The organism is Paraconexibacter sp., from assembly GCF_059438195.1.
In genome coordinates, this window is record NZ_JBLKKY010000024.1 from 15,792 (window position 1) to 39,692 (window position 23,901).

At 73.7% G+C, this 23,901-nt stretch carries 19 protein-coding genes; 10 read left to right on the top strand and 9 right to left on the bottom strand.

Translation table 11 applies throughout. The features are described from left to right. Window positions 1-11 precede the first annotated feature (11 nt). Together ligD (ACME2J_RS10290) and ligD (ACME2J_RS10295) are read right to left on the bottom strand one after the other, a co-directional pair. Entirely contained in the window at window positions 12-944 is a 933-nt protein-coding gene (gene ligD, locus ACME2J_RS10290) for a non-homologous end-joining DNA ligase (protein WP_495544820.1), read from the bottom strand. Beyond that, a complete protein-coding gene (ligD, locus tag ACME2J_RS10295; protein ID WP_495544821.1) occupies window positions 941-1,963 on the bottom strand; it encodes a non-homologous end-joining DNA ligase in 1,023 nt (340 codons plus the stop codon). Before ligD (ACME2J_RS10295) ends, ligD (ACME2J_RS10290) begins: the two co-directional genes overlap by 4 nt. Window positions 1,964-2,029: 66 nt before the next feature. Here ligD (ACME2J_RS10295) and ACME2J_RS10300 point away from each other — a divergent pair, with 66 nt between their 5' ends. The 7 genes from ACME2J_RS10300 (at window position 2,030) to ACME2J_RS10330 (ending at window position 11,045) form a co-directional block, all read left to right on the top strand. After that, window positions 2,030-2,674 (top strand): endonuclease, encoded by a 645-nt coding sequence (locus tag ACME2J_RS10300; protein ID WP_495544822.1) that lies wholly within the window; start codon window positions 2,030-2,032, stop codon window positions 2,672-2,674. A 117-nt stretch (window positions 2,675-2,791) separates the two neighbouring features. Continuing rightward, entirely contained in the window at window positions 2,792-5,992 is a 3,201-nt protein-coding gene (locus tag ACME2J_RS10305; protein WP_495544823.1) for a glycosyltransferase, read from the top strand. Beyond that, window positions 5,985-7,724, top strand: coding sequence for an ABC transporter ATP-binding protein (locus ACME2J_RS10310; protein ID WP_495544824.1), 1,740 nt, complete (start codon window positions 5,985-5,987; stop codon window positions 7,722-7,724). The genes ACME2J_RS10305 and ACME2J_RS10310 overlap by 8 nt, the downstream gene beginning before the upstream one ends. Before the next feature lie 94 nt (window positions 7,725-7,818). Next, a complete protein-coding gene (locus ACME2J_RS10315; RefSeq protein ID WP_495544825.1) occupies window positions 7,819-8,670 on the top strand; it encodes a phosphotransferase in 852 nt (283 codons plus the stop codon). Continuing rightward, window positions 8,667-9,890, top strand: coding sequence for a glycosyltransferase family 1 protein (locus ACME2J_RS10320; protein ID WP_495544826.1), 1,224 nt, complete (start codon window positions 8,667-8,669; stop codon window positions 9,888-9,890). Before ACME2J_RS10315 ends, ACME2J_RS10320 begins: the two co-directional genes overlap by 4 nt. Then, window positions 9,887-10,759, top strand: a complete 873-nt coding sequence (locus ACME2J_RS10325; RefSeq protein ID WP_495544827.1) for a polysaccharide pyruvyl transferase family protein — start codon at window positions 9,887-9,889, stop codon at window positions 10,757-10,759. The genes ACME2J_RS10320 and ACME2J_RS10325 overlap by 4 nt, the downstream gene beginning before the upstream one ends. Window positions 10,760-10,856: 97 nt before the next feature. Further along, window positions 10,857-11,045 carry a hypothetical protein gene (locus tag ACME2J_RS10330; protein ID WP_495544851.1) on the top strand — a complete coding sequence of 63 codons (189 nt, stop codon included), beginning with the start codon at window positions 10,857-10,859 and terminating at the stop codon, window positions 11,043-11,045. 45 nt (window positions 11,046-11,090) lie between these two features. Here ACME2J_RS10330 and ACME2J_RS10335 read toward each other — a convergent pair whose 3' ends face one another. Further along, window positions 11,091-14,255, bottom strand: a complete 3,165-nt coding sequence (locus ACME2J_RS10335) for an HAD-IA family hydrolase (protein WP_495544828.1) — start codon at window positions 14,253-14,255, stop codon at window positions 11,091-11,093. 95 nt (window positions 14,256-14,350) lie between these two features. Between ACME2J_RS10335 and ACME2J_RS10340 the strand changes: the two genes are divergently transcribed. Beyond that, window positions 14,351-16,720: a phosphoketolase family protein gene (locus tag ACME2J_RS10340; protein ID WP_495544829.1), complete on the top strand. Its 2,370-nt coding sequence runs from the start codon at window positions 14,351-14,353 to the stop codon at window positions 16,718-16,720. A gap of 10 nt (window positions 16,721-16,730) precedes the next feature. Here ACME2J_RS10340 and ACME2J_RS10345 read toward each other — a convergent pair whose 3' ends face one another. The 5 genes from ACME2J_RS10345 to ACME2J_RS10365 form a co-directional block, all read right to left on the bottom strand. Next, window positions 16,731-17,834 carry an acetate/propionate family kinase gene (locus ACME2J_RS10345; RefSeq protein WP_495544830.1) on the bottom strand — a complete coding sequence of 368 codons (1,104 nt, stop codon included), beginning with the start codon at window positions 17,832-17,834 and terminating at the stop codon, window positions 16,731-16,733. 5 nt (window positions 17,835-17,839) lie between these two features. Next, window positions 17,840-18,322 carry an NUDIX hydrolase gene (locus ACME2J_RS10350; RefSeq protein WP_495544831.1) on the bottom strand — a complete coding sequence of 161 codons (483 nt, stop codon included), beginning with the start codon at window positions 18,320-18,322 and terminating at the stop codon, window positions 17,840-17,842. Between the two features lie 47 nt (window positions 18,323-18,369). Beyond that, complete coding sequence (locus tag ACME2J_RS10355) at window positions 18,370-18,795, bottom strand: hypothetical protein (RefSeq protein WP_495544832.1); 426 nt, start codon at window positions 18,793-18,795, stop codon at window positions 18,370-18,372. A 109-nt stretch (window positions 18,796-18,904) separates the two neighbouring features. Then, entirely contained in the window at window positions 18,905-19,324 is a 420-nt protein-coding gene (locus ACME2J_RS10360; RefSeq protein WP_495544833.1) for a hypothetical protein, read from the bottom strand. Window positions 19,325-19,566: 242 nt separating this feature from the next. Continuing rightward, window positions 19,567-20,580, bottom strand: a complete 1,014-nt coding sequence (locus ACME2J_RS10365; RefSeq protein ID WP_495544834.1) for a phosphotriesterase family protein — start codon at window positions 20,578-20,580, stop codon at window positions 19,567-19,569. 213 nt (window positions 20,581-20,793) lie between these two features. Between ACME2J_RS10365 and ACME2J_RS10370 the strand changes: the two genes are divergently transcribed. After that, on the top strand, window positions 20,794-20,997 hold the full coding sequence (locus ACME2J_RS10370) for a hypothetical protein (RefSeq protein WP_495544835.1): 204 nt from the start codon (window positions 20,794-20,796) through the stop codon (window positions 20,995-20,997). Between the two features lie 170 nt (window positions 20,998-21,167). Continuing rightward, a complete protein-coding gene (locus tag ACME2J_RS10375) occupies window positions 21,168-21,914 on the top strand; it encodes a hypothetical protein (protein WP_495544836.1) in 747 nt (248 codons plus the stop codon). Window positions 21,915-21,947: 33 nt separating this feature from the next. Here the strand turns inward: ACME2J_RS10375 and ACME2J_RS10380 are convergent, their stop codons facing one another. Continuing rightward, window positions 21,948-23,873, bottom strand: coding sequence for an acyl-CoA dehydrogenase family protein (locus ACME2J_RS10380; protein WP_495544837.1), 1,926 nt, complete (start codon window positions 23,871-23,873; stop codon window positions 21,948-21,950). Between the last annotated feature and the right edge of the window lie 28 nt (window positions 23,874-23,901).

Consider the following 23,901-nt stretch of genomic DNA (forward strand, 5'->3'; position numbering starts at 1 on the left):
GCGACGACAGGCTACGACGCGCGCGCCGCCGGCGCGGGCGCGCGCCGCGCGAGGGCGCGCGCCGCCGGACCGACCGCGCGGGCGTGCCGCGCGATGTCGGCCCACGGGTCCCCGGCCTCCGCGAGCCGGGCGCCGATCGTCGCGACGCTCCAGCCCTGCGGGTCCAGGCGCCGGTCGTCGACCTCCTCCCAGCGCAGGGGCGTCGCGACCGGGGCACCCGGCAGCGCCCGCACGCCGTACGGCGCGACGGCGTGCTGCCCGTAGGCGGTGCGCCCGACGTCGAGGTAGATCCGGTCGCCGCGCCGGTCACGGCGGTGCTCGGTCGTGAGCGCGCCCGGGTGCTCCTCGGCGAGGGCGGCGGCCACGTCGCGGCCGAACCCGCGGACCTCGTCGAAGTCCGCCGTGCGACGCAGGGGGACGACGACGTGGAGGCCACGCGAGCCGCTCGTCATGACGAAGGGCTCGAGGCCGAGGTCCCGGAGGAGGTCGCGCGTGTCGCGCGCCGCCGCGCGGACCTCGGCGAACGCGGCGGTCGACGGGTCGAGATCGACGATGAGGCGGTCGGGCCGCTCGAGGCGGTCCGCGCGGCTCGTCCACACGTGCGGCGTCACGGCGTTCTGCCCGGCGAGATAGACGAGCGTCGCCGGCTCGTTGGCGAGGACCTGCCGGATCGTCCCGCCCTCGCGCTTCGGGACCTCGACCGTCGCGATCCAGTCCGGGAAGTGACGGGGCGCCTCCTTGAGGAAGAACCCGTCCCCCTCGATGCCCTGCGGGAACGTGTGGAGGGCGAGCGGCCGGTCGCGCACGTGCGGAACCATCACCTCCGCGACGTCGGCGTAGTACCGGGCGAGCCCGGCCTTCGTGAGGCCGACGCGCGGGAAGAGCACGCGGTCCTCGCTGCTGATCGCGATCCGCCGCCGGCCCGCGCGCACCTCCGCGCTCACGACGCCGCCCCCGCCGCCGGTCGCTCGCGGACGACCTCCTCGGCGCGCTTGTCCTCGCGCAGGCCGAGGAAGCGGGGGTGGCGCAGGCGACCGTCGCGCGTCCACTCGGTGAAGCCGACCTGCGCGACGAGTCGCGGCTCGACCCACCGCAGGTCGCGGCCGGGGACGGCGTCGGCGAACGGCGAGTCCTCGCGCCGCAGCGGCGCGAGACGGGCGGCGAGGTCGGCCAGGATCTCGCGGGTGAACCCCGTCCCGACCTTCCCGGCGTAGCGGAGCCGCCCGTCCTCGTAGTGGCCGAGGAGGAGCGCGCCGAGCTCCTCGCGACTCCCGCGTGGCGCGGTGTAGCCGCCGACGACGAGCTCCTGCTCGGCGGAGCACTTCATCTTCAGCCAGTCCCGCGAGCGGCCGTGCGTGTAGGCCGCGTCGGCGCGCTTGGCGATGAGCCCCTCCCACCCCTTCTCGCAGGCCTCCGCGTAGAGCGCCTCGCCGTCGCGGTTGCGATGGGGGGTGAAGCGGACGACTCCGTCGTCGCCGAAGGCGACCGCACGCCGCAGGAGCGCCTTGCGCGTCCTGAGGGGGAGCGCCGTCGTGTCCCACCCGTCGAGATGGAGCAGGTCGAAGGCGTACAGGTAGATGTCGACGGGGCGCTCACCGCGTTGCTGCAGCCGCGCGAAGCTCGTCACCCGACCCTCGAAGGCGACGATCTCGCCGTCGAGCACGACGTCGGCCCGCGCGGCACGCCGGATCCCGCGGACGACCTCGGGGAAGCGGGCGTCGAGGCTGAGGTCGTTGCGCGACACGAGGCGGGCCTGCCCGGCCTCGACCGTCGCGATGCAGCGGATGCCGTCGAGCTTGCGCTCGAAGACCCACGCGGGATCGGTGAATCGCTCGTCGGTGAGCACCGCCTTCATCGGCTCGACCCGTGCGGGGACCGGCGCGCGCCGCAGCAGTGCGCGCTCGTGGGCCGGGAGGCCGTCGAAGAGGCTCCCCGGCGCCGCCGTCGTCGTCGAGGACGCCATGCCGCGCGCATACCCGGGAAGGGCATCCGGGACGCATGCGGCACCCGCGTCCGGGTAGCGGTCGGCATGTCGAAGTCATCGATCGCCCACGCGCTCCTCGACCGCCGCGGCCGGACGTTCGCCGAGGAGCTCAACATCGATCTCGACGACCCCAAGCCGTCGGCGCTCTTCCGGCTCCTCACCGCGGCGCAGCTCTTCAGCGCGCGCATCGACGCGGGGATCGCCGCCGAGGCGGCCCGGAACCTCTCGAGTCGCGGATGGCGGAGCGCGGGGTCGATGCGCGAGTCCTCGTGGGAGGACCGCGTCTCCGCGCTCAACGACGCTGGCTACACGCGCTACCAGGAGCGGACGGCGACGATGCTCGGCGACGTCGCCGAGCTCGTCGACGAGCGCTGGGACGGCGACCTGCGCAAGCTCCGTGACGAGGCCGACCGCGACCCGGGCGCCGAACGCGAGCTCCTCAAGGAGGCCAAGGGCGTCGGCGACGTCGGCGTCGACATCTTCTTCCGCGAGGTGCAGGTCGCGTGGCCGGAGGTCGCGCCGTTCGCCGACGACCGCGCGCTGAGCGCCGCCCGTGAGCTCGACCTCGCCGACGACGCGAAGGGCCTCGAGAGGCTCGCCGACGGCCGGAAGGAGTACGCCCGGCTCGTCGCCGCGCTCGTGCGCACGGAGCTCGCCGGCGACCACGACGAGGTGCGCGCCGCGGCCTGATCGACGGGCGCTGGGGGGTGATTCTCGACACCCGATAGACAGGAATCCCCCCTCTGCCGCCCCCCGCACCCGGCCTATGCTCGGCTTCTCGTTCCCCGGACGGAGCAGGAGCCGACGATGGCGACACCGACGAGTGCCGCGAATCGCGACGGTCACAAGGACGTTTCTCCGACGCCCGCAGGCCATCGCCCGGCCGTCCGCGGGAAGTTCCTGTGGGTCGGGGACGAGAAGCTCTACGTCCGCGGCGTCACCTACGGGACGTTCGCGCACCGGGAGGGCGGCGACGACTTCCCCGTCGACGACCTCCTCGAGCACGACCTCGCCGCGATGTCCGCGGCCGGCTTCAACGCGCTGCGGACGTACACGCCGCCGCCGCTGCGTGTGCTCGACGCCGCCGCCCGCCACGGGCTCCGCGTCATGGTCGGCCTGCCCTGGGAGCAGCACGTCGCCTTCCTCGACGACCGCGGCCGCGCGAAGAACATCGAGCGGCGGGTCCGCGAGGGGGTCGCGCGCTGCGCCGGCCACCCGGCCCTCCTCTGCTACGCCGTCGGCAACGAGATCCCCGCGCCGATCGTCCGCTGGCACGGCCGCCGCCGGGTCGAGGGGTTCCTCGAGCGCCTCACCGGCGCCGTGCGCGCGGAGGACCCCGGCAGCCTGGTCACCTACGTCAACTTCCCGACGACCGAGTACCTCGAGCTCGACTTCCTCGATCTGTGCTGCTTCAACGTCTACCTCGAGGACGAGGACCGCCTCGCGGCCTACCTCCACCGGCTCCAGGTCGTCGCCGGCAGCCGTCCCCTCGTGATGGCGGAGATCGGGCTCGACAGCCGCCGCAACGGCGACGCGGCCCAGGCCGAGGCGCTCCGCTGGCAGCTGCGCACGACGTTCGGCGCCGGCTGCGCGGGCGCGATGGTCTTCGCCTGGACCGACGAGTGGCACCGCGGCGGCCACGACATCGAGGACTGGGACTTCGGCCTCACGCGCCGGGACCGCACGCCGAAGCCCGCGCTCGCCGCGGTGAGCGAGACGATGCGGCGGCTGCCCCGGCCCGAGGAGACGCCGCCGCGGATGAGCGTCGTCGTCTGCTCCCACAACGGCGCCCGGACGATCGGGACGACGCTCGCGGCGACGCGCGAGCTCCACTACCCCGACTACGAGGTCATCGTCGTCGACGACGGCTCGACCGACGACACCGCGCGCATCGCCGCCGCGCACGGCGCCCGGGTCATCTCGACCCCCAACCGCGGGCTGAGCAGCGCCCGCAACACCGGCGCGCGCGCCGCCAGCGGCGAGATCATCGCCTACCTCGACGACGACGCCTGGCCGGACCCGGACTGGCTCACGTACCTCGCGACGAGCTTCACGACGAGCGACCACGTCGCGGTGGGGGGCCCGAACCTGCCGCCGAAGGACGCGAGCGCCGTCGCCGACTGCGTCGCGAACGCCCCCGGCGGCCCGGTCGAGGTCCTCCTCTCCGACTCCGTCGCCGAGCACGTGCCCGGCTGCAACCTCGCGGTCCGCTGGCACGCGCTCCTCGAGATCGGCGGGTTCGACGAGCAGTTCCACGTCGCCGGCGACGACGTCGACCTCTGCTGGAGGCTGCAGGACCAGGGCTGGACGATCGGATGGAGCCCAGCGGCGATGGTGTGGCACCACCGCCGGGACAGCGTGCGCCGGTACTGGCGCCAGCAGCGGTCCTACGGCAGGGCCGAGGCGATGCTCGAGCGCAAGTGGCCGCAGCGGTACAACGGCGTCGGCCACGTGCGCTGGACCGGACGCATCTACCTTCCCGTCGGCCAGCCCCTCATGCAGCGCTGGCGCGTGTACTACGGCACGTGGGGGAGCGCCTTCTTCCAGCGGCTCTACGCCGCCGACCATCCGCGCGCCGCGACCTACGCGCTCATGCCCGAGTGGCTCTGCGTCATCGGCATCCTCGGCCTCCTCACCTCGCTCAGCGCCCTGTGGACGCCGCTCCTGTGGACCGCGCCGGCCCTGCTCGCCGCGAGCGCGGCGCTCGCCGCCATCGCCGTCCGCGGCGCCTCCCTCGCCGAGTTCCCGACGCCTCCGGCGACCCGGCGAGGCCTCCTCGGCCGACGCGTCCTCACGGCGGCGCTCTTCGTCCTCCAGCCGATGGCGCGGCTCTGGGGGCGCTGGACGGAAGGGCTCGTCCCGTGGCGGCGCCGTCCCGCCCCGCACGACGGCCTCGCCCTGCCGCGGACGCATCGCCTGTGGTGCGAGGAGTGGCAGGCCCCGGAGGACCGGCTCACCGCGCTCGAAGGCGCGCTCCGCCACGACGGCCTCTCGGTGCGGCGCGGGGGCGACTACGACCGGTGGGACCTCGAGGTGCGCGGAGGTGTCCTCGGCTCGGCCCGGGCGCGGATGGCGACCGAGGAGCACGGCGCCGGTCGCCAGCTCCTGCGCGTCCGCCTGCGTCCGCGCGTCCAGCCCGTCGTGCTGCCGCTCGTCGCGGTGCTCGCGCTCATCGCCGTCCTCGCGGTCGGGGACGGGAGGCCGATCCTCGCGACGCTCCTCGCGGCGTCGGCCGTCGCCGTCCTGGTCATCGGGCTCCTCGAGGGGTCCGCAGCGATCTCCCGGCTCGCGAAGCACGTCCCGCGCCTCGCGGAGCAGGCGAGCCGGGAGGAGCCGGAGGAAAGCCGACGCCGCGTCCCGGCGCCGCTGGAGGAGGGCCGCGTCGCCGCCCTCCTCGACGAGAGCGCGTCGCCGCGGGAGACGCTCGCCTCGGTCCTCGACGCGCTCGTCCGCGGCTCCGAGCGGGGCGGTCACCTGAGCATCGCCGTCATCCCGCCGGAGCCCCTCCTGCTGAGCAGGTCCCTCGAGGCCAACCTCCGCGCGGCACGCCCGGGCGCAACGGCCGCGGAGCTCCTCGAGGCGGTCGCCGCGTGCGGCGCCTCCGACCTCATCGAGCGGCTGCCCGCGCGATACGCGACCCCGCTCGGGCCCCACGGGGAAGGCGTCCCTGCGGATCTGCTGCGCCGGCTCGCCTACATCCGCGCCTTCCTCGCCGACCCGGACGTCGTCGTCCTCGCCGACGCGGGCAACGGGCATGGCGACGACCTCGCCGAGCTGCCCGAGATCATCGCCCGCCTCAGCAGCGGCCGCAGCATCGTCGTGACGACGTCGAACCCGTCGACGGCCGCGAGGGCGGACTGCATCCTCGCCGTCTGCGACGGCGCCCTCGGGCTCGTCGACCTGCCCTCGTCGAGGGGCGACGACGCGCGCGGCGGGGACGCGTTCCCGCGGTGGCGGCACGCGCGCGACGCGGCCGCGGGCGAGGCGGAGGCGACGGCCCGTGAGTGACGACGCACCGCCCCCGCGCGAGCGGACGCTCTACCGGCGGCTCGCCACCGAGGCGCGCCCCGAGGCTCCGCGGATCGCCGTCCTCTTCGCCCTCAGCGTCCTGGCGACCCCGCTCGCGCTCCTCACCCCCGTCCCGCTGAAGATCGTCGTCGACAGCGTCCTCGACGACAAGCCGATCCCCGGCTTCATCGCATGGGCGGTGCCGTCGGGTGACGACGCCGCCCTCGTGGCGGCGGTCGTCCTCGCCCTCCTCGTCGCCCTCCTCGTGCAGGCGCAGCTGCTCGCGAGCGAGGTGCTGCGCGCGATCACCGGCGAGCGGCTCGTCCTCGGCCTGCGGACGCGGCTCTTCCGCCACCTCCAGCGGCTCTCGGTCGCCTACCACGACCTCCGCGGGACCTCGGACTCGCTCTACCGGCTGCAGTACGACACGCTCTCGATCCAGCACATCGCGGTCGACACGCTCATCGCCATGGTGACGGCGTCGTTCACGGTCGTCGCGATGCTCGTCGTCACCGCGCTGATCGACGTCGCGCTCGCCGCCGTCGCGCTCGCGATCACGCCGTTCCTCCTCCTCGGCGCCTGGTATTCGCGGCCCCGGCTCAAGCGACGGGCGCGCGACGTGAAGCGGCTCGAGAGCAGCGGCATGACGGTCGCGCAGGAGAGCCTCGCCGCGGCCCGGGTCGTGAAGGCGTTCGGCCGCGAGGACCACGAGGCCGAGCGCTTCGCGACGCACTTCCACGAGGGGATGGGCGCCCGCGTCCGCTACGCGCTCGCCTCGACCGGCTACGGCGGGGCGATCGCGATGGTCACCGCGATCGGCACGGCGCTCGTGCTCTTCATCGGGACGCGCCGCGTCGAGTCCGGAGCGGTCACGCTCGGCGAGCTCATCCTCGTCATGTCCTACCTCGGGCAGCTCTACACCCCGCTGAAGACGCTCAGCAAGAACGCGGGCACGCTCCAGTTCCAGCTCGCGAGCGCCGAGCGCGTCTTCGCGACGCTCGACGAGGAGCCCGACGTCGATGAGCGCCCGGACGCGATCGCGCTCGAACGCGCGCGCGGCGACGTCGTGTTCGAGCACGTCTCGTTCGCGTACGGGAGCAGCCCGCCCGTCCTCGACGACGTCTCCTTCGCCATGCCGCCGGGCACGCGCGTCGGCCTCGTCGGGGCGACGGGGGCGGGGAAGACGACGCTCGTCAGCCTCCTCAACCGCTTCTACGACCCGACCTCCGGGCGCATCCTCCTCGACGGGACCGACATCCGCGACATCCGTCTCTCCGACGTGCGCGGGCAGTTCGCGATCGTCCTCCAGGAGCCCGTGCTGTTCTCGACGACGATCGCCGAGAACATCGCCTACGCGCGGCCGGACGCCGACGACGACGCGATCGAGCAGGCCGCGCGGGCGGCCGGCGTGCACGAGGCGATCCTCCGGCTCCCGGACGGCTACGACACGCAGGTCGGCGACCGCGGCCTGCGGCTCTCGGGCGGCGAGCGTCAGAGGGTGTCCCTCGCGCGGGCGTTCCTCAAGGACGCGCCGATCCTCATCCTCGACGAGCCGACGAGCGCGGTCGACATGGAGACCGAGCGGCTCATCATGGACGCGATGGAGCGGCTCATGGAGGGCCGGACCGTCTTCATGATCGCCCACCGCCTCTCGACGCTGGAGACCTGCGACATCAAGCTCACGATCCGGGACGGCCGGATCGCCGACGTCGCCCGGGTGGCGCATGTCTGACTGGGCGGCACCGCGCGGCGCGCGGCCGGGCACCAGCGCTCTCCGCGAGGCCCTCGCTGCAGCGCTCGGCGCCGACGTCCTCACCATCGAACGCGTGGCGAACGCCCGCGAGAGCACGTTCGCGAGCGATGTCGTGTCGTGCGACGTCGGCGAAGGGGCCCCGCTCGAGGTGTTCTGCAAGTACGGAGACCCGGACGACGGCGCGCGTGGCGGTCACCGCGGTGGCGTCGCCTACGAGGCGTGCGTGTATCGCGAGATCCTCGCCCACGTCGACACTCCGGCTCCGCGCCTTCTCGGCACGTCGGTCGACGGCGATGGCCGGACCTGGCTCTTCACCGAGCATCTCGGCGACGCGCTCCGCGTCCGCGATCTCGGGTGGGAGGCGTTCGTCGCGGCCGCCGCCTGCGCGGGCAGGCTGCACCTGGCGACCGCACCCGTCGCGATCGCGGCGGCCTCGCTCCTCACCGTGCACGACGTCGAGTACCACCGGGCGTGGGCCGCCCGGGCCGTCGCGCAGATGGGAGAAGCCGCACCGTGGCTGGCTGACGTCGCGCGTCGCGCGGTCGAGCAGGTCGATCCGCTCCTCCTCGACGGGGCCGTCGTCCTCCACGGCGAGTTCTATCCGGGCAACGTCCTCGTGCAGCGCGGCGTCATCCGCCCGGTCGATTGGGAGTCGGCCGCGATCGGCGCCGCGGAGACCGACCTCGCCGCCATCATCGAGGGGTGCCCGCCGGAGATCGCCGCCGAGGCGATCTCCGCGTACCGGACGGCCCGACACGCCACCGATGCCGACGACGTCTTCGCCCAGCGTCTGCGGCTGTCGCAGATCCTCCTCCACCTCCGATGGCTCGGCGGCCGCATCAAGAAGCGCGACAACCCGCCTTGGCGGCTCGGCGAGATCCGCCGGCTCGCCGACGAGCTCAGCCTCGAGGAGACCGCGGCGTGACCGATCGGCTCCGCATCGTGGTGACCGGGCTCGCCGTCACCTACCCGCTCGGCGGCGTCTTCTGGGACTACCTCCAGTATGCGCTCGGCTTCCACCGGCTCGGCCACGACGTCCTCTACCTCGAGGACACGGGCCGGTGGTGCTACGACCCCGGGCAGGCGACGTTCGTCGAGAGCGGCGCGGACAACGCGGCGCGCTTCGCCCGCAACGTCGAGGCGCTCGAGCCCGAGCTCGCGAGCCGCTGGTTCTTCCGCGACGGCACCGGCGCGACGTACGGCCGGGCGTGGCAGGAGGTCGTCCGGTTCTGCGCGTCGGCGGACCTCTTCCTCCACGTGTCGGCCTCCTGCTGGATGCGCGACGAGTACTTCGCCGCGGATCGCGTCGCGTTCCTCGACAGCGACCCGATGTACACGCAGGCGTCGGTCCCCGCCTATCTCGACGGCACCGCCTCGGAGACGGAGCGCGAGCGCGTGGACATGCTCCGCGCCCACGACGCCTTCCTCACGTTCGGAGAGCTCGTGGGCCGCCCCGGCTGCGCGGTCCCCGCCGAGCTCTTCGAGTGGCGGCCGACGCGCCAGCCGGTCGTGCTCGACGTCCTCGAGCGCCGCGTCGTCCCCCTCGACCGTCGACGCGAGGCCGTCACGACGGTCGCCTCGTGGGAGCCGGCGGAGTCGGGCCCCGTCGTCGGCGGCACCGCCTACACGGGGAAGTCGACGGAGTTCCGGCGCTTCCTCGGCCTCGCGGCCCGGAGCCCGGTGCCCCTCGAGCTCGCCATCAGCGGGAAGGCGCCGTTCGACGAGATGCGCCGGCGCGGATGGCGGCTCGCCCCCGCGAGCCGCGTCTCGCAGGGTCCGTGGGAGTACCTCGACCACCTCGCGAGCTCGGCGGGCGAGTGGAGCGTCGCGAAGAACGCGTACGTCGCGAGCCGCAGCGGGTGGTTCTCGTGCCGGACCGCCTGCTATCTCGCGCTCGGGGTGCCGGCCGTCGTCCAGGACACGGGCTTCAGCGAGGTCATCGACACCGGCGAGGGTCTCTTCGCCTTCGACGACGAGGCCGAGGCGCTCGCGGGTCTCCACGCGATCTCCGCCGACCCCGGCCGTCACGCGGCCGCCGCGCGCGAGATCGCGCGCGAGCGCTTCGCGAGCGACCGCGTCCTCCGCCGCCTCCTCGACGACGTCGCCGCGGTGCCCGCAGCACCCGCGCACAGGAGCTCGTCGTGACGCGCACGCTCGTCGCGGGGTGGTTCAGCTTCGAGCAGATGGGCGCGACCGCCGGCGACCTGCTCGCGCGCGACCTCGCCTGCCGGTGGCTCGAGGAGGCGGGCCGCGAGTGCGTCGTCGCGACCGCGCCGCCGTTCACGGGCGGCATCGACTGGCGGCAGGTCGAGCCCGCGTCGGTCGAGGACGTCGTCTTCGTCTGCGGCCCCGCGGGGAACGGCAAGCCGCTCGACGCGTTCGTCGAGCGCTTCCGCGAGCGGCGCCTCGTCGGCCTCGACCTCACGATGCTCGCGCCTCTCGACGACTGGGACCCCTTCGACCTCCTGTGGGAGCGCGACAGCGACCGCGCCTCGCGCCCGGACATCGTGTTCCTCGCGGACCCGCCGCCCGTCCCCGTCGTCGGCGTCGTCCTCGTCCACCCGCAGAAGGAGTACCGCCACGGGATGCACGAGCAGGTCCACGCCGCGATCGACCGCCTGCTCGCCTCCCGGGAGGCCGCGCCGGTGCCGATCGACACGCGGCTCGACGTCAACGGCACCGGGCTGCGCACGGCACGCGAGGTGGCCGCGCTCGTCGCGCGGATGGACGTCGTCGTCACGACGCGCCTCCACGGGCTCGTCCTCGCTCTCCGCGCCGGCGTCCCGGCGGTCGCGGTCGACCCGATCGCCGGCGGCGCGAAGGTCGCCCGCCAGGCGGAGACCCTCGGCTGGCCGGCGATCCTGCGCGCCGATCACCTCGACGACGAGGCGCTCGGCGACGCGCTCGACTACTGCCTCACCGAGGACGCCCGCCGCGAGGCGGAGCGCTGCCGGCACGACGCGCGGCGACGGGTCGCCGAGGTGCGCGACGAGTTCATCTCCGTCCTCGGGTGATTGGCCGCCCCCGACCACGGGAATCCTCCGAGGTGATCCCAACCCAAGGAGGTCTCACGTGGCCACCGCGACGGAAGCCGGCGACATCACCGGCACGATGGACAAGGACTACGACCTGTTCTGGTTCGTGGAGTCCTGCCTCAGCAACGCACTGCGGATGGAGACCTACGCGAAGGACGCCGAGCGAAGCGGCGACCAGGAGCTCGCGGACTTCTTCCGCCGCGCGCAGGGCGAGAGCAAGAAGGGCGCCGAGCAGGGCAAGGAGCTGCTGCGCAAGCGCATGTAGTCCCCGACGCGTCGAGGGCGGCGGCGCGACGAGCGCCGCCCGCCTTCACGACGTCACGAGGGCCGTCTCCCACGTCTGCCCCGCATGCAGCTCGACGCGGGCGTGGTCGTAGACGACCGTGAACGGCGGCGCGTCCGAGGGCGGGACCGTGATCCACAGGTGCCCCGGCTCGATGCGGATCCGCACGCCCCAGTGGCCCCGGTGGCGCAGCGAGAACTCGAGCGACGCGACGCGGTCCGGCAGCTCCGGCTCGATGATGAGGGTGTTCCCGCTCCGGGAGAGCCCGGTGAAGCCGCGCAGGAGGAGGTCGACCGTGCCCGCCATCGCCCCGAGGTGCACGCCCTCCGCGGTCGTGCCGTGCTGGATGTCCGCGAGATCGCTCTCGAGCGCCTCCTCGAAGAGCGGCCACGCCTCGGGCCGGTCCGCGCGGGCGAGCACCCACGAGTGCACGATGCGGCTGAGGGTCGAGCCGTGCGACGTGCGCTGCATGTAGTAGTCGACGTTCTCGGGGATCCACGCCGGATCGAAGTCGTAGCCGAGCCGGCCGAGCACCCTCACGAGCTCCTCCGAGGTGAGGAGGAAGAAGAGCATGAGGACGTCGGCCTGCTTCGAGAGCTTGTAGCGGTTCGTCGTGTCGCCCTCGGCCTCGAGGATGCGGTCGAGGCGGTGGATGTCCCCGTAGCGCTCGCGGTAGCCGTCCCAGTCGAGCTCCTCGAGGGCCTCGTAGCCCTCGAACTGGCTGATGATCCGCTCGTCGTGGAAGGGCACGTAGAGGCGGCGGCTCACGTCGTCCCACAGCCGCAGCTCCTTCGTCGTCAGCGCCAGCTTCTCCCGGAGCTCGGCCCACCGCTCGCGCGGGAGGAGATCGACGACCTGGAGCGCGCGCTCGAGCACCCAGGCGGCCATGACGTTCGTGTAGGCGTTGTTGCGCAGGCCCGCCGACTCGGTCGCCGGGTCGTCGTCGTGGTACTCGTCGGGGCCCATGACGCCGGTGATGACGTAGCGGCCGCGCTCCACGTCCTCGCGCGCGATGCTCGCCCAGAAGCGCGCGATCTCGAGGAGCACCTCGGCGCCGTGGTTCGCGAGGAACTCGTCGTCGCCGGTGGCGTCGACGTAGTGCCAGAGGTTGTAGGCGATCGCGATGCCGACGTGCCGCTGGCGGTGCGAGCGGTCCGGCAGCCAGCGACCCGACCGCGGGTTGAGGTGCATCCGCTGCGTCTCCTCACGCCCGTCGGACGCGCTCTGCCACGGGTACATCGCCCCGGCGAACCCCGCTCCCCGCGCGGCCTCGCGCGCCGCTCCGAGCCGCCGCACGCGGTACATGAGGAGCGAGCGGCTGCCCTCGGGGACGTTCATCGTGAGGAACGGGAACGCGAAGAGCTCGTCCCAGAAGATGTGGCCCCGGTAGGCCTCGCCGTGCAGTCCGCGGGCCGGCATCGAGACGTCGCGGCCGATGCTGTGACGCGACACGGTCTGCAGCAGGTGGAAGACGTGGAGGTTGAGCATCATGAGCGGCCGCGTCGCTCCGTCGCTCACCTCGACGCGGAACTCCGCGCGGCGCCAGAGCTGACGCCAGCGCATCACGTGGAGGTCGAGCATCGCCTCGAAGCCCGGGAGACGCGCGAGCGTGTCCCGCGTCGCCGTCACGGGGTCGGCGGTCGCGCGGTCGCGTGACGTGTAGATCGCGACGGTCTTCGCGACGGTGACCTCGCCGCCCGGCTCGACCGCGACGTCGAACTCGTGCGCGATCGTGTCGCCGACCTGGTCCACCGGCCGCCGCTCGACGGTCGCGCCCCGGCCGACCGCGGTCGTGCGCGCGCCCTCGACGATCTCCACCCGGGAGCTGATCGTCCGCGCCCGCAGCTCGATCGTCTCCCGGCCGGTCTCCGCGGTCTCGACGCCGCAGAGGTGTCGCGTCGGCAGGGCGCGGTAGCGCTCGACGCCGGTGTTCTCGACGCTGCCGTCGAGGCCGGAGCGGACGACGAGGTGGCCCGACCAGTCCTCCGCGACGATCGTCGTCTCGAGCGCCGCGACGTGCGGGTCGTCCATGCTCACGAACCGCCGCTGCCGGACGCTCGTGTGCCGGCCCGCCTCGTCGCGGAAGCGCAGCCGCCGGTGGAGCACCGCGCGGCGCAGGTCGAGCTCCTGGGTGTACTCGAGGAGCTCGACGCGGCCGGGGTCGAACCAGTCCCCGCCCTCGATGCGGAAGGTGAGGGGGAGCCAGTTCGGGACGTTGACGAGATCCTCGTTCTCGACCTCGTGCCCGTCGATCTCGCCCGTCCGCCGGTCGAAGAGGCCCGAGATGTAGGTCCCGGGGGCGTGGACGTCGTCGCTGCGCGCCTCCGGGGCCGCGCCGCGCGTCGCGAAGTAGCCGTTGCCGGTCGTGCAGAGCGTCTCCCGGGTCCTCTCGGTCGCCGGGTCGTAGCCCTCGTAGACGAGGCGCCACGCGTCCCCGAGCTCGAGCGAGACCTCGCCGAGGTCGCCGACGACGTGGTGCGCCCCCGCCTCGCGCAGCTCCTCGACGCCGGCGCCGCGGTCGATCCCGATGATCGTCCCGAAGCCGCCGCGCCGCCCCGCCGCGACACCAGCGGTCGCGTCCTCCACGACGACCGAGGCGGCGGCATCGGCACCGAGCCGGCGTGCGGCCTCGAGGAGGGTCGCGGGGTCCGGCTTGCCGGGGAGCTGGAGGCGGTCCGCTTCGCGGCCGTCGACGACGACGTCGAAGAGGCGCTCGACGTCCGCCGCGCGCAGGACGTCGCAGCAGTTGCGGCTCGCCGAGAAGACGGCGCGCGGGATCCCGGCCGCCTCGAGCGCCTCGACGAACGCGATGGTCGAGGGGAACGCCTCGACGCCCTCCGTCGTGATCGCCTCGAGGAAGCGGTCGTCCTTGCGCCGGCCGATGCCGTGGAGCGTCTCGGTCCCGGGAGGGTCGTCGGCGGTCCCGCGCGGGACGTCGATGCCGCGCGAGCGCAGGAAGGCCTCGACGCCGTCGATCCGCGGCTTGCCGTCGACGTGCGGGTAGTAGTCGCGGTCGATGTCGAACGGCCGCTGCTCCTCGCCGGTGCGCCGGGCGCGCTCGGCGAGGTAGTCGTCGAAGACCGCCTTCCAGGCGGCGGCGTGGACGCGCGCGGTGTCCGTGATGACGCCGTCGAGGTCGAAGAGGACGGCGTGGATGACGGGCTCGAGGACGACGGTGCTCAGGGGTCCCATGCTAGCCGCGCCCGACCGGCGCCGTGGCGGGTCCGTGACGTTCGGGCGGCGACGGGTAGTGAAGAGAGCGTCGCCCGTGAGAGAAGGAGCCCGTCATGGCCTCGACCGAGCCGGCCCGCACCGCCCCGACCGACGACGAGATCGCCCGCATCGACGCGTGGTGGCGCGCGGCGAACTACCTCGCGGTCGGCCAGATCTACCTCCTCGACAACCCGCTCCTGCGCGAGCCGCTGCGCCGCGAGCACATCAAGCCGCGCCTGCTCGGGCACTGGGGCACCGTCCCCGGCCTCACGCTCCTCTACGCGCACCTCAACCGGGTCATCGGCGAGCGCGACCTCGACGCGATCTTCGTCACGGGACCGGGGCACGGCGGCCCGGCGCTCGTCGCGAGCACGTACCTCGAGGGCACCTACGGCGAGCTGCACCCGATCGGCGACGGGACCTCCGGGCTGCGCCGGCTCTTCCGCCAGTTCTCGTTCCCCGGCGGCGTGCCGAGCCACGTCGCTCCCGAGGTGCCCGGCTCGATCAACGAGGGCGGCGAGCTCGGCTACTCGCTCGTCCACGCCTACGGGGCGGCCTTCGACAACCCGGACCTCCTCGCGTGCTGCGTCATCGGCGACGGGGAGGCCGAGACCGGGCCGCTCGCGGCGAGCTGGGACTCGAACAAGTTCCTCGACCCCGTGCGCGACGGCGCGGTCCTGCCCGTCCTGCACCTCAACGGGTACAAGATCGCGAACCCGACCGTGCTGGCGCGCATCCCGCGCGAGGAGCTGCGGGCGCTCCTCGAAGGGCACGGCTACGACCCGCGCATCGTGGAGGGCGACGACCCGGCGCTCGTCCACCGGGAGCTCGCGGCGGCGCTCGACCGCGCGATCGACGACATCCACGCGATCCAGCGCCGGGCGCGGGAGGAGGGCGATCGCACGCGTCCCCGCTGGCCTGCCCTCGTCCTCGTCACGCCGAAGGGGTGGACGGGGCCGGAGACCGTCGGCGGGAAGCGGACCGAGGGGAGCTTCCGGTCGCACCAGGTGCCGCTGAAGGACGTCCGAGACGATCCCGGCCAGCTCGCGCAGCTCGAGGAGTGGCTGCGCAGCTACCGGCCCCAGGAGCTCTTCGACGAGGACGGCCGGCTCCGCGAGGACGTCGCGGCGCTCGCGCCACGGGGCGAGCGCCGCATGAGCGCGAACCCGCACGCGAACGGCGGCGTCCTCCTGCACGACCTCCACCTCCCCGACTTCCGCGACTACGCCGTCGACGTCCCGTCGCCCGCGACGTCGACGAGCGAGCCGACGCGCGCCCTCGGCGAGTTCCTCCGCGACGTCATCGCCGCGAACCCGCGGAACTTCAGGATCTTCGGGCCCGACGAGACCGCCTCGAACCGCCTCGGCGCGGTCTTCGAGGTGACGGACCGCGGGTTCGCCGGCGAGATCGAGCCGGACGACGAGCACCTCTCGCACGACGGCCGGGTCCTGGAGGTCCTCTCCGAGCACCTCTGCCAGGGCTGGCTCGAGGGCTACCTCCTCACCGGTCGCCACGGGCTCTTCAACTGCTACGAGGCGTTCGTCCACATCGTCGACTCGATGTTCAACCAGCACGCGAAGTGGCTGAAGGTCGCGCGCGGCATCCCCTGGCGGCGACCCGTCGCCTCGCTCAACTACCTCCTCTCGTCGCACGTGTGGCGGCAGGACCACAACGGGTTCTCCCACCAGGACCCCGGCTTCATCGACCACGTCGTCAACAAGAAGGCGGAGGTCGTCCGCGTCTACCTGCCTCCGGACGCGAACACGCTGCTCTCGGTCGCCGACCACTGCCTGCGCAGCCGCGACTACGTCAACGTCATCGTCGCGGGCAAGCAGCCGACGCTCGACCTCCTGCCGATGGACGAGGCCGCCGCGCACTGCGAGCGCGGCGTCGGGATCCTGGAGTGGGCGTCGAACGACGGGGACGAGGGTCCCGACGTCGTCCTCGCCTGCGCGGGGGACATCCCGACGCTCGAGACCCTGGCCGCCGCCGCGCTCCTGCGCGAGCACCTCCCGTCGCTCCGGGTGCGCGTCGTCAACGTCGTCAACCTCATGCGGCTGCAGTCGCCGAACGAGCACCCGCACGGCCTCTCCGACGCGGAGTTCGACGCGCTCTTCACGAGGGACCGGCCGGTCGTCTTCGCGTTCCACGGCTATCCGTGGCTCATCCACCGGCTCACGTACCGGCGGCACAACCACGACAACCTCCACGTCCGCGGCTACAAGGAGGAGGGCACCACCACGACGCCGTTCGACATGGTGATGCTCAACGACATGGACCGCTTCCACCTCGTCATGGACGTCGTCGACCGCGTGCCCGGGGTCCTCCCCGGCGCCGCGCACCTCCGGCAGCGGATGGCGACCGAGCGCATCCGCCACCGTCAGCACACGCGCGACACCGGCGACGACCCGCCGTCGATCCGGCACTGGGAGTGGCCCTTCTGAGGTTCGCCGGTCAGGTCGCGAGCGCCGCGCGCGTCCCGCGCGCGATCTCGAGGTCCTCGCGGGCGCCGACGACGAGGACCGGGACGCGGGCACCCGGCGGCGAGACGACGGCGTCCTGGTGGCCGCTCACCGCCGCGTCACGGGCCTCGTCGACGTCGAGCCCGAGGAACCGCAGGCGCCGCGCGGCCTCCGCGCGGATCGCGGGCGCCCGCTCGCCGACGCCGCCGGTGAACGAGACGGCGTCGAGGCCGCCGAGGGACGCCGCCATCGCGGCGACCCCCGCGGCGAGCCGGTGGACGTAGACGGCGATCGCCAGCCGGCAGCGCTCGTCGCCCTCCGCGCGCCCGGCGAGGACCTCCCGCATGTCGCCGGAGCGGCCCGAGAGGCCGAGGAGCCCGGCCTCGTGGGTGAGCGCGTGCTCGGCCTCGGCGGCCGAGAGCCCGCCCTCCTGCTGGACCCAGAGGAGCAGGCCGGGATCGACGGCGCCGGACCGCGTCGCCATGACGAGGCCGTCGAGCGGGGTCGTGCCCATCGTCGTGTCGACCGAGCGGCCGTCGGCGATCGCGGCGAGCGACGCCCCCGCGCCGAGGTGGCAGCTCACGAGTCGCAGCCCGTCGGCGTCGCGGCCGAGCAGCTCGGGGACGCGTCGTGCGCTCCACGCGTGCGAGAGGCCGTGGAACCCGTAGCGCGGGAGCGCCCAGCGGTCCGACCACGCGCGCGGGAGGGCGTAGGTGCGCGCCGCCTCGCCGAGCGTCGCGTGGAAGGCCGTGTCGAAGCAGGCGACCGCGGGGAGGTCGCCGCGGACCTCGCCGAGGGCGCGCGCCGCGGCGAGGGCGGGGCGGTTGTGGAGCGGGGCGAGCGAGGCGACGCGGTCGAGCGCGTCGAGCACGGGGCCGTCGAGGACGGCGGGGTCGCGGAAGCGGTCGCCGCCGTGGACGATGCGGTGCCCGCAGGCGTCGACGGGCGGCGCCTCGTCGAGCGCCTCGCGCAGCGCGCCGGCGAGGCGCTCGCCCGTGAGGGCGGGGAGGTCGCGGCTCCAGCGGAGGTCGTCCGCCGCGCCGACGACGCGGAGCTTGAGGCTCGACGAGCCGGCGTTGACGACGAGGACCCGCACGGGTCTCAGCGCGCCTCGCCGAGCGCCTCGACGAGGCGGTCGAGGAACGCCTCCTGCCCGGCGACGAGGCGCGGGCGCGCCTCGTCGATCGTCATCCAGGCGACGCGGTCGACCTCCGGGATCGTGATCGTCCGGCCGCTGCGCGGCGGCCACGTCATCTCGCACGTGCCGGGGACGATCGCGTCCGGGTCGAGATCGGCCTCGACCGCCCAGCACCGGACGCGCTTGCCGCTGCGCTGGCGGACCTCGCCGAGGTCGACGGCCGTGCCGTCGGGCGCCGGCAGGCCGAGCTCCTCGGCGAACTCGCGTCGCGCGGCCGCGATGGGCTCCTCGTCCTCCGGGTGCTCCCCCTTGGGGATCGACCAGGCGCGCTCGTCCTTCTTCGCCCACAGCGGGCCGCCCATGTGCGCGATGAGGACGCGCCGGGCGTCGGGGTCGCGCCGGTGGAGCAGGAGGCCTGCGCTGCGGGGATGACGGACCTCGGGCACGAGGACATCGTCGCAGCGCGCGGCGGCGGGACGGCCGCCGCGGGCCCTCAGCGCGCGACCGGCTCGCCGGTGAGCGCGGCGTGGACCGCGTCGGCGTGGAGGTCCTCGACCTCGTCGAGGAGCGCGATCGCGGCCGGATAGGCCTGCTGGTCCCCTTCGCGCTCGAGGTGATCGGCGCGCGAGAACTCGGAGAGCGCGTCGCGCAGGACACCGAGCCGCGCGACGGACGCCTCGTGACGGCCGACGCCCTCGACGCCCTCGCGGTCGGCGAGCTCGTCGACGAGCGAGGTCATCTCGCGCAGGGCGAGCGCGTCGTCGGTGGAGACCTCGGTGTGGCGGTAGCGCGCGTCGCGGATCGTGCGCAGCGCGTGGAGGGCCGCGTCGGCCTGCGGCATGTCGAGGTCGAAGACGACCGAGACGACCGGCAGGCCGTCGAAGTCCGTCGTCACGTCGATCAGGCTGGGCAGCGTCATCGTCTCGTCAGGTGTATCGGACCATCCGGCCGAACGGATGAGTCATCACTACGGATTCCCAGGGTGGCAAACCCGAATCCCCGTGCGCGCCGGTTCGCGGCGCGCCGGCTCAGCTCGGGAGCGAGGAGCCCGCGAAGAAGAAGAACCACACGCCCGTGACGAGCGCCGCGACGCCGACCGAGCAGACCATGACGGACTCGAGGACGCTCCCGCGGACGTCGCCCGGCGTGTCGCGCATGCTGCGCAGCCAGGGGAGGCGCTCGCGGTAGCCGATGTCGCGCCCGGTGAGGTCGGCGTGGACGCGGTTCATGTGCGCGAGGGCCCAGCCGAGGACGACGGCGGTCACCGCGATGCCGGCGAGGACGAGCAGGTAGAGCCCCATCGACGGCTGCCCGGCCTCCTGCATCTGGGACGCGATCCAGAGCCAGGCGATCGGGTTGACGACCCACGCGGCCGCCGAGGCGAGGGCCATGGCGGCGACGAGGGTCGCGGCGGCGAGGCGGCGGGGGAGAGGAAGCGTGGTCGTCATGGCGATGGGAATGATACGCAGGTGTAGCTACGTTTGTGAAGCTCCGCCTCCTGTGGTCGATGGGCCGGGGCTATGGTCGCCCGCGGGACATCAGCCACCGCGGGGGTCGAATCGAACGCGCGTTGGATTGACGCCCATATAGGGGGCGAATCGAACGCGCGTTGGATTCGCCCCCCGCCCCTCGAGATCGCCACGGCCCCGCGCGGCGGGCCGTACCGCTCAGCGGACCGCCACCCCCAGGCTCACACGCCCTCCGCCAGCCACGCCCCCGGGTTGACGTCGAGCATCTGGGCGACGTGCTCGTCGGTGACTCCGAGCTCGCGCATCGCCGGGATCTCCTCTTCGAAGATCAGCGTCGGCGACCACCTCGGCGCGAGCATCCCGATCACCTCGGGCGGGTACCAGTCGATCGTCGAGCAGGAGTCCTGGCCGAGCACCATGCGGTCGGCGTAGCCGCGCTTCGCGAGCTCGGCGACCGTCTCGTTGCGGGCGGGCGACGGGTTGAAGATGTCGAGGCCGTAGCGGTCCATGCCGATCCACACGCCCGTCTCGAGGACGCGCTCGATCGCGTCGATGTCGCTCGAGTCGCCGACGTGGGCGAGCATGATCGCCTTCGCGGGGACACCGCACTCGCGCAGGATCTCGATCTGCCGCAGCGTCTGGTCGATCGCCTCCTGCCGCTCCTCGGGCGTCGGCGGGATCGGGCCCTCGGGCCCGAGCGAGACGCCGCTGAGCCGGCAGTGGCTCATCACCGGGAGCCCGGTCCGCGTGTGCGCCTCGCCGACGGCGCGCAGCACCTTCTCGACGTCCTCGGTGATGCCGTGCTCGTCGACGGCGCACTTGAGGAAGCCGGGGCGCACGTCGGTCCCCTGGATGCCCTGCTCGTGATCGTGGACGAAGCAGTCGGCGAGCGCGCCCACGTCGCGGAAGCGGAAGTAGCGCGGCAGGCTCTCGTACACGTACGCGCCGGTCGCGAGGACCATGGTGATCTTCGTGTCCTGCGCGATGCGCTGCGAGAAGCCGGCGTTGCGGCCGAGGTTCATCACCGACGGGTCGACCCACGTCTTCACGCCGTGCGCCTGGACGGCGGCGACCGCGTCGAGCGCGGCCTGCTCCTCGGAGGCGCGGTCCATGACGTGCGGCCACTCGCAGCGGACGACGTCGCTCACCGTGAGGAGGTGCTCGTGGACGAGCGTCCTCCCGAGGTCGGCGATCGGGACCTCGCCGGCGGTCGTCTCGACGTGGGATCGGGGCACAGCGGACCTCCTCGGTGGTGGCTCTCTCCGGCGGCGAGCCTACAGGCGTCGCATCTGCGCCCGCCGACGACGTCGTGTGTCGAGGACCACACTCCTGTGTGCCCACCGACACACCTGAAAGGCGCCGCGTGTCGGACGCTTGGGGGTGCCGACGGAAGGCGCGTGAGCGGCTCCGTCGTCCCCCCACCCAGAACCGAACCCAAGCGAGGCGCCATGTCCCCCACCTCCCCCGAGTCCCGGCCCGTCGTCGGCGACGGCCTCGTCCTGACGCACGACGCCGACGGCGTCGTCCTCCACACCCTCGCAGGCGGCAGCGCCCGCCGCATCGGCGGCTTCACCGACGTCCGCGACGCCTGGCGCGCCGTGGACGAGATCGACCTCCTCGAGGTCGACGCCGGCATCGCCGTCGCCGCCTAGCTCCTCCCTCTCTCTCTCCTCCCCCTGATGACGGCGCCGGTCCCCGACCGGCGCCGTCGTCGTTCCCGGGCGGGATTCTCAGTCTCCTCTCAGGGAGCGCAGACGGCGTCTTCAGGCACCGATCCGATACTCGGCGCCATGACCCGCTCGACCCACCGACAGGAGATCCGATGATCCCCCGCAAGTTCCTGATCACCGGAGCCGCCGTCCTCGCGGCCGGCGCCGGTGCCGCCGGCGCCATCGCCGCCACGGCCTCCGACGAGCGCAAGCAGGCCGAGAGCGCCGTCCTCGCGGATGCCGCGAAGCGACTCGACGTCTCCAGCGACGAGCTGCGCGATGCGCTCGCGAAGGCCCAGGACGCCCAGATCGACGAGGCCGTCGCCGACGGCAAGCTCACGGAGGCGCAGGCCGAGCGCATGAAGGAGCGCCGCGCCGAGCACGGCACGGTCCTCGGGCTCCCCGGCGGGCCGCACGGCCGCGGCCCCGGCCATCACCCCGGCGGCCCCGGCGGCCCCGGCGAGATCGTCGACGCCGCGGCGACGGCGCTCGGGCTCGAGCGCTCCGAGCTCATCGACCGCTTCCGCGGCGGCGACACGCTCGAGGAGATCGCGAAGGCCGAGGGCAAGAGCCTCGCGGCCGTGAAGTCGGCCGTCCGCAAGGAGGTCGAGGAGAAGCTCGCGCAGGCGGTCGAGGACGACAAGCTCACCGCCGACCAGCGCACCGAGATGCTCGAGCGCTTCGACGAGATGTTCGACCGCTTCGCCTCGGGCGAGAGGCCTCCGCGCGGCGCCTTCGGGCGCGGGGGCCATCACGGCCCGGGCGGCCCGTTCGGCGGCCCGCCGCCGGCCGCGGAGGAGGGCTCCGACTCCGGGGCGAGCTTCACCCCGCCCACCGGCGCGGCCGGCGACCCGGCCTGATCCCCGCGCCCCGCGGTCCCCGGTCGCGACCCCTCAGGTCGCGATCGGGGCCGCGAGCACGGCGTCCGGGATGCCGAACGCGTCGACGAGAGCGCCGGCCTCCTGCCGCACCTCGTCGCAGAGGTCGTTCACCTCTCGCGTGATGCGCTTCGAGCGCTGCGCGCTGAGACGTCCGTGCTCGAGGAACCAGCCGCGCTCGGACTCGATGACGGAGAGCGCGTAGAGGTCGCTGAGGCGGTCGAGCGACGCGCGCAGCGAGCTGTCCTCGCACCGCTCGACCGCGTCGCAGAACGCCTCGAAGACGACGCGCTCGACGTGTGCGCGCGCCGCGGTGACGAGGTGGTCCTGGCAGGCGCCGAAGACGTCGAACGGCTCGTGGCCGGCGTCGATGCCCCGCTTGAGGCGCCGCGCGACGCCGCCGATGACGTGCTCCTCGCGCCAGCGCAGCAGCTCGAGCTGGAAGTCGCGGTCGCGGACGTCGCGCTCGTCGTCGACGCCTGGGATGACGTCGACGAGCGCGCCGACGAGCTGCCGGGCGAGGCTCTTCTCGACGACGGTGTCGATCGCCTGCTCGGCGACGAACCGCGCCATGCCGGCGGCGTCGAGGACCTCGAACTGGTCCTTGTAGTCGGTGAGGAGCGACTTCGCGACGAGCTGGAGGAGCACCGTGTTGTCGCCCTCGAACGTCGTGAAGACGTCGGTGTCCGCCTTGAGGGCGGCGAAGCGGTTCTCGGTGAGGTAGCCGAGGCCCCCGCACGCCTCGCGGCACGCCTGGATCGTGTCGGTCGCGTGCCACGTCGCGAGCGCCTTGATGCCCGCCGCGGAGGTCTCGAGCCGGCGACGGTCGCGCTCGTCGGCGTCGGGGTCGGTGAAGACGCGGTGGAAGTCCTCGAGGAGCCGCGCCTGCGCGAAGTGGAGCGCGTAGGTCGCCGCGAGCCGCGGGAGGAGGCGACGCTGATGGGTGCGGTAGTCGAGGAGGAGCGCCTCGCTGCGCCCGCCGTCCGGGCCGAACTGGCGCCGGCGCAGGCCGTGGCGGACCGCGATCGTCATCGCGTTCTTCGTCGCCGCCAGACCCGCGCCGCCGACCGCGACGCGGCCCTGGACGAGCGTGCCGAGCATCGTGAAGAAGCGACGGTCGGGGTTCTCGATCGGGCTCGAGTAGGTCCCGTCCCGATCGACGTCCGCGTAGCGGTTGAGGAGGGCGCCGCGCGGGACGCGGACGTCGTCGAACCAGATGCGGCCGTTGTCGACGCCGTTGAGGCCGAGCTTGGGTCCGCAGTCCTCGATGCGGATGCCCGGGAGGGGGACGCCGTGCTCGTCGCGGAGCGGGACGACGAAGGCGTGGACGCCGTGCGACTCGCCCCCGGTGACGAGCTGGGCGAAGACCGCGGCGATGCGGCCGTCCCGCGCGGCGTTGCCGATGTAGTCCTTGCGCGCGTCGTCGTCCGGCGTCGAGATGACGAACTCGTCGGCGTCGGGATCGAAGGTGGCGGTCGTCGCGAGCGACTGGACGTCGGAGCCGTGCGCGTACTCCGTCATCGCGAAGCATCCGGGCAGCTCGCCGGCGATCGTCGCCGGGAGGTAGGCCCGGTGGTGCTCCTCCGTGCCGAGGTGGGTGATCGCGCCACCCCAGAGGCCGAACTGCACGCCGCACTTCACCATGAGCGAGACGTCGCCGTGGGCGAGCGACTCGATCGCCGCGACGGCGCCCCCGGCGTCGGCGCCCCCGCCGACCGCCTCGGGGAAGCCGATGCCGGTGAGGCCCGCCTCGGCGAACCCGCGCATGCGCTCCATGACGAGCTCGCGGTGGGCCGTCCGCGAGATCTCGCCGACCGGCTCGTGCTCGGCGAGGAGCGCGCGGACCTGCCGGCGGATCTCGCCGTGGGGGCCGTCGAGGTAGCGCCCGAGGGCGTCGGGATCGAGGGAGACGCCGCCGGGGCGCACGGAAGGAGAGGCCATATGAGATCTACGTGCTCTTTCCCGCTGA

Excerpts from the sequence above, each read along its gene's own strand:
- ligD (WP_495544821.1), bottom strand. The coding sequence starts at position 1,963 with ATGGCGTCCTCGACGACGACGGCGGCGCCGGGGAGCCTCTTCGACGGC.
- ACME2J_RS10305 (WP_495544823.1), top strand. The coding sequence starts at position 2,792 with ATGGCGACACCGACGAGTGCCGCGAATCGCGACGGTCACAAGGACGTT.
- ACME2J_RS10380 (WP_495544837.1), bottom strand. The coding sequence starts at position 23,873 with ATGGCCTCTCCTTCCGTGCGCCCCGGCGGCGTCTCCCTCGATCCCGAC.
- ACME2J_RS10335 (WP_495544828.1), bottom strand. The coding sequence starts at position 14,255 with ATGGGACCCCTGAGCACCGTCGTCCTCGAGCCCGTCATCCACGCCGTC.
- ACME2J_RS10355 (WP_495544832.1), bottom strand. The coding sequence starts at position 18,795 with ATGACGCTGCCCAGCCTGATCGACGTGACGACGGACTTCGACGGCCTG.
- ACME2J_RS10375 (WP_495544836.1), top strand. The coding sequence starts at position 21,168 with ATGATCCCCCGCAAGTTCCTGATCACCGGAGCCGCCGTCCTCGCGGCC.
- ACME2J_RS10340 (WP_495544829.1), top strand. The coding sequence starts at position 14,351 with ATGGCCTCGACCGAGCCGGCCCGCACCGCCCCGACCGACGACGAGATC.
- ACME2J_RS10360 (WP_495544833.1), bottom strand. The coding sequence starts at position 19,324 with ATGACGACCACGCTTCCTCTCCCCCGCCGCCTCGCCGCCGCGACCCTC.
- ACME2J_RS10330 (WP_495544851.1), top strand. The coding sequence starts at position 10,857 with ATGGACAAGGACTACGACCTGTTCTGGTTCGTGGAGTCCTGCCTCAGC.
- ACME2J_RS10370 (WP_495544835.1), top strand. The coding sequence starts at position 20,794 with ATGTCCCCCACCTCCCCCGAGTCCCGGCCCGTCGTCGGCGACGGCCTC.
- ACME2J_RS10300 (WP_495544822.1), top strand. The coding sequence starts at position 2,030 with ATGTCGAAGTCATCGATCGCCCACGCGCTCCTCGACCGCCGCGGCCGG.